2 protein-coding genes are annotated in these 5,866 nt (G+C 66.6%); both read right to left on the bottom strand.

From position 1 onward, the window contains the following. A partial coding sequence (locus HCA61_RS26085; RefSeq protein ID WP_206040606.1) for a hypothetical protein occupies window positions 1–189 on the bottom strand: 189 nt, incomplete at its 3' end. Window positions 190–257: 68 nt separating this feature from the next. Then, entirely contained in the window at window positions 258–5,855 is a 5,598-nt protein-coding gene (locus HCA61_RS25730) for an amino acid adenylation domain-containing protein (RefSeq protein WP_346777652.1), read from the bottom strand. Window positions 5,856–5,866 lie beyond the last annotated feature (11 nt).

Here is a 5,866-nt window from a genome sequence, read left to right on the forward strand (position 1 = left end):
CACCGCCACCGCATCACCACACGACTCCACCGCCGACACCAACAACTGCGGCAACACCACACCCCGACCACGCCCACCACGACGTTGTTTCGAAGGATTCTTCCGTCCGGGCCGTGTGCTCCGGCCGCTATGTCGCAGTTCGTCCGCTTCGGCCTGCCCAACCGAACGCATCCCCCGATCAGCGCTCACCACGAAATCGACTCCTTCCGGTCGAACAGCCCCGACGCCGCTCGACCGGAAGTAAAGTTACCGAACAGTTACTTATCGTGCAGTACCCAGGGATCGGCCAGGGTGGCACTCTTGCCTGCCAGGGCACCCGAAACCCCACCGTGCGCTTCGGCGTGTCGATCGGTGATGATCACAATCTCGAGGTCCTCGGAATCGGACAATGCGGACACCTCGGCGGCCGGAACGAAAACGTGGCTGACCCACTCTTCGAGAGCGAGTTCGCCGAGATCATCATCGCGACCAGGAACGACGACCACCGCGCCCGCAATTGCCGCGGCCAACACGGCGAAGACCGTCCATCGATCGGCGTCCGCACCGCCAGGAAGGATGCGGGATTCGTAGCTCAGGGCCAGCTGATCCTGCCCCCGACGCAACGCGGCAACTCCTTCACCGTGACTGAGACGCACATCACCGAAGCACAACGCCCGGTCACCGGGACCGAGCACCTCGGGGCGATCGGTGTAGCCGAGTGAACGGCCGGACATGTCCGCCACTGCCGCATCGACCGCAGGATCGTCGATCGAGATCCACGTCGTCGCGGCAGCAACTGTCGTCTCCGTGAACTCGGCGACCCGGTCGCTCGTGGTCAGTCCCCATCGTGCGGGCACCTCCCGGTCGACCGACACGGCGGCACCCGATTTCGCCACCGCCCACAGTGCGACCACCAGATCGACACCGACCGGAAGGTCCACGGTCACGACATCGCCCGAGGTCGCTCCGCGGGAGATCAGGTACCTCGCCCACTGCGATGAGCGCGCCTCGATCTCCGCGAAACTCGACTCCGAGTCGCCGAAGACGACGGCCGGAGCATCCGGATCCGATTCGACGGCAACCTGGAGCTCCTGCGCAAGTGTGCGATCCACACTCATCGGCGTCGTCGCCGGCACAGACGGCGCGACACTCGTAGCGACCGAACGTTCACTGTCCGTACGGATATCGATGTCACCGACCACCGTGGCGGGGTCGGCCGCTACCGTGTCCAGGAGCGTCACGAACCTCTCTGCGAGGGTCTCGATGGTGTCCGGGTCGAACAGGTCGGTCGCGTACGTGAACGCGAGTGCCATCCCTCCGCCCGCACCGTCGGCGCCGTCCTCGGGTTCCGCGGTCACCTGCAGGTCGAACTTCGCTGCCAGCTCGCCACCGTCGACAGCTTCGACCGTCAGACCCGGAAGCTCGAGGCGTGCCGGTTCGATGTTCTGGAACGACAACACCGTCTGGAACACGGGATGCCGCGCCGCCGACCGTGCTGCGACAACCTCATCGACGATTCGCTCGAACGGCACGTCGGCGTTCGCGAACGCCTCGAGATCCACAGCGCGGGCCCCGTTGAGCACCGCACCGAAGGTCGCGGAAGGGTCGATGTCGGTGCGCAACGCCAGGGTATTGACGAACATGCCGACGACATCGTCGAGCGCGCGAGCACCGCGCCCGGCCACGGGAGTGCCGACGACGACGTCGCGAGAGTTGCTCAGCCGCGACAACAACACGGCAAGAGCGGAGTGCACGACCATGAACAACGTGGACCGGTGCGCCGCACCGAGCTCGTCGAGACGACTGCGGGTCTCTGCAGTCACCCGGGTGATATGAGTGGCGCCACGCAGGCTCGGAATTGCCGGACGCGGCCGATCGGTGGGCATGTCGAGCAGGTCGGGAATCCCTGCGAGATTCGCGCGCCAGTACGCGAGCTGAACGCCCGCCGGCGAGTGTGGGTCCTCGGCGTCGCCGAATACTTCCTGCTGCCACAGAGCGAAGTCCGCGTACTGGATCTCGAGAGGGTCGGCAGCGGGAGCTTCTCCCCCGAGTCGAGCCATGTACGCCGACATCAGATCGCGGGCGAGCGGCGGCAGGGACGCGCCGTCGGCCGAGATGTGATGCACCACGAGCGCGAGGACGTGGTCGTCGGAGCCGATGCGCACGAGACGACCGCGCACAGGCACCTCGGTTGCCACGTCGAATCCCTGCGAGACTACCTCGACAACGAACGCGACGGCCTCCGCCTCCGAGTCCACGGCAACCGTGGCGAAGGCATCCACCGTGTCGGCGTCCAGAATCCTCTGGTGCGGCCCCTGCTCGTCCTGCGGATATACGGTGCGCAGCGACTCGTGACGCTCGACGATGTCGCGCACCGCGGCAGCCAGTGCCGCGGTGTCGAGGTCGCCGCGCAACCGGATGGCGAGCGGAATGTTGTATGTCGCCGACCCCGGATCGAGCTGGTTCAGCACCCACATGCGCTGCTGCGCCAGCGACAACGGAATACGGTCCGGCCGGATCCCGGCAACCAGGTCGGGGAGCGTGCGGCCACCCTGCCCGGAATCGGCCCGCGCTGCCAGTCCTGCAACGGTGGGGTCCTCGAACAATTCACGGATCGCCAGGTTCGAACCCAGTGCCTCGTTGATCCGCGCGATCACCCGTGTCGCGATGAGTGAGTTGCCGCCCAGATCGAAGAACGAGTCGTCCGCTCCGACCTTCTCTACGTCGAGAACCTGCGACAGGATCTGTGCCACTGCGCGTTCGGACTCCGTCACCGGTTCCCGATAGTCGTCGCCGAGAACATCGATCCGCGGCGCGGGGAGAGCCCGCCGGTCGAGTTTTCCGTTGACCGTCAGGGGCAGTTCGTCGAGCACGGTCACAATGTCGGGCACCATGTAGCCGGTCAGGAACTCCGAGACCTGAGCGCGCACGTCCGGCGCAAGCACAGTCTCACCGGCTCGCGGAACGACGTAGCCCACGAGTCGTTCGCCGAGACCGTCGTCGCGAACCATCGCAACGGCGTGCGCAACACCCGACGCCTGCAGCAGAGCCGCCTCGATCTCGCCGAGTTCGATGCGGAAACCACGCAACTGCACCTGGGAGTCACTGCGGCCTGCGTATTCGAGGACTCCGGCCGAGTTCCAGCGGGCGATATCCCCGGTGCGGTACAGCCTGCCCCGGCCGAACGGATCTGCGACGAACCGCACTGCGGTCAGGTCGGGGCGTCCGAGATACCCTCGCGACAACTGGTCGCCGGACACATAGACCTCACCGGGCACACCCTGGGGTACCGGCTGCAACCGTCGATCGAGCACGCGCACCGCGAGTCCGGGTAGGGATCGTCCGATCGCGCTTGCCGCCCCGGCCTGCGCATGGGTGCGCTCGACAGCGTGGAAGGAGACGTGCACTGTCGTCTCCGTGATGCCGTACATGTTGATCAGACGGGGCGTGACGGGGTGCCGGTCGAACCAGCCTTCGAGGCGCCCCGGATCGAGCGCCTCGCCGCCGAACACCACGTACCGCAGTCTCGAAGGCGCGGCCTCGACCGCACTCGAGGCGAGGGCGCGGTCCGCCTCGTCGAACTGGTAGAAAGCCGACGGCGTCTGGTTGAGGACGGTCACACCTTCGGTGCGTACGAGACCTGCGAACAACTCCGGCGACCGCGAGGTCGGGTAGTCGACGACGACGAGCCTGCCACCGTGGAGCAGTGGCCCCCACAGTTCCCACACCGAGAAGTCGAATGCGTACGAGTGGAACAGGGTCCACACATCGTCCGATCCGAAGCCGAAGAGCGGTTCGGCATTCTCGAAGAGCGTGAGCACGTTGCGGTGGGTGACACCGACGCCCTTGGGGCGGCCCGTGGAGCCCGAGGTGTAGATCACGTAGGCCAGATCATCGGGCCGCAACGGCACCGGACGGTCGGCGTCGGTGAGCGGATCTGCCGAGAACGTCTCGGCACCGTCGTCCGTGCCGTCCGCACGAACAATGTCGATTCCGCTGTCCCACAGCACACTCGCAGCGTCGCCACGCCCGATCGCGTCGGAGGTCACGATCGCGCGGGGGCGCGCATCGTCGAGCATGTACCGGATGCGGTCCTGAGGATAGGTCGGATCGACCGGCAGGTAAGCGCCACCCGATTCGAGCACGGCCACGAGCGCGACGACGAGGTCGATCGAGCGCGGCAACGCCACCGCCACGAGCGACCCCGGGCCGACCCCGGCGGCGATGAGCCGACGCGCCATCCGGTTGGCGCGGGCCGAGAGTTCGGTGTAGTCGATGGTGGTACCGGCGGAGGTCACCGCAGGGGCGGTGGCGTGAGCGAGCGCAGATTCCGACAGACGACCGGGGAGTGTCGCCGGTGTTCGTGCCGGAGCACCGGCGCCGAGCGAACTCCAGGTGGTCAGAATCCGTTCACGCTCGCCCTCGTCGAGGAGCGGTAGATCCGCAATGGCGGTCCGCTCGTCGGAGACCACCGCGCCGAGGATGCGGACGAACCTGCCCGCAAGGCTCTCCACCGTGGCGCTGTCGAACAGTTCTGTCGCGTAGTTGAATTCGACAGCGAACCCGCTGGGTGCGCCGTCCGTCCCGACGGTGTCGGCGACGGTGACCTGGAGGTCGAACTTCGCTGTCTCCACGTCGAATTCGACACCTGAGATGGTCAACCCGGGCAGCTCGAGGTTCGACACCGGCATATTCTGGAACGTCAGCATCACCTGGAACAACGGGTGACGGGCCTGCGAACGTGGCGGGTCGAGCACCTCGACGAGGCGTTCGAACGGTACGTCGGCGTGCACGAACGCATCCAGATCCGCGACCCGCACCCGATTCAGCAGGCCTTCGAACGACTCCCCACCGTCGACCTCGGTGCGCAACACGAGTGTGTTGACTAACATGCCGATCACGTCGTCGAGGGCAGCCTCGCCGCGACCGGCGACAGGCGTGCCGATCGCGATGTCCTCGGTACCGCTCATCCGCGCGAGGAGCACTGCGAGCGCAGCGTGGACAACCATGAATTCCGTTGCGCCACTGCGACGTGCCAGATCGGCGATACCCGCGCGCACGTCGCGATCGAGGTCTACACGCAGCGATGCACCGCGGTTGCTCGCCACCGCGGGCCGCGGGCGATCGACGGGAAGTGGAAGCTCTTCCGGCAGGTCGGCGAGCGTTCGTCGCCAGAACTCCACCTGCTCGGAGAGCAAGGACTCGGGATCGGACTCATCGCCGAGTACCTCGCGCTGCCACAGCGTGTAGTCCGCGTACTGCACCTCGAGTGGAGCCCACGCGGGCGCGTTCCCCGAGACGTGCGCCTCGTAGGCGGTCACCACGTCGCGCACGAGTGGGCCGATCGAGTAACCGTCGGCGGAGATGTGGTGCACCACCACGATCAACACGTGCTCGCGCTCCGACACCTCGAGCAGGCGCACTCGAAGTGGAACCTCTCGAGTGACATCGAACCCGGTGGTCACGATCTCCGCGATGCGATCGGGTACCGCGTCTGCGGACAGCGGTTCCGGTGACACGGTGAGCCTGGCATCCGATGCCGGGAGTACCTGCTGGTATCCGATGCCGTCGATCTCCGGGTAGACGGTGCGCAGCGATTCGTGCCGGGCAACGACGTCGTCGATTGCCGAGCGCAATGCCGCATGATCGAGATCTCCGGAGAGTCCGATGGCCATCGGGATGTTGTCGACGAACGACTCCGGGTGCAGGCGGTTGAGGAACCACATCCGCTGCTGGGCCGACGACAACGGAACACGTTCGGGACGCTCGCGGGCCGCCAAAGGCACCGAATCGCCGCCGGAGACCAGTGATTCGATCCGGGCAGCCAACTCCTCCACCGACCCCACCTCGAACACCACCGACACCGGCACCCGCACACCCACCACCG

Source organism: Rhodococcus sp. HNM0563, assembly GCF_012726195.1.
GTDB lineage: Bacteria > Actinomycetota > Actinomycetes > Mycobacteriales > Mycobacteriaceae > Rhodococcus.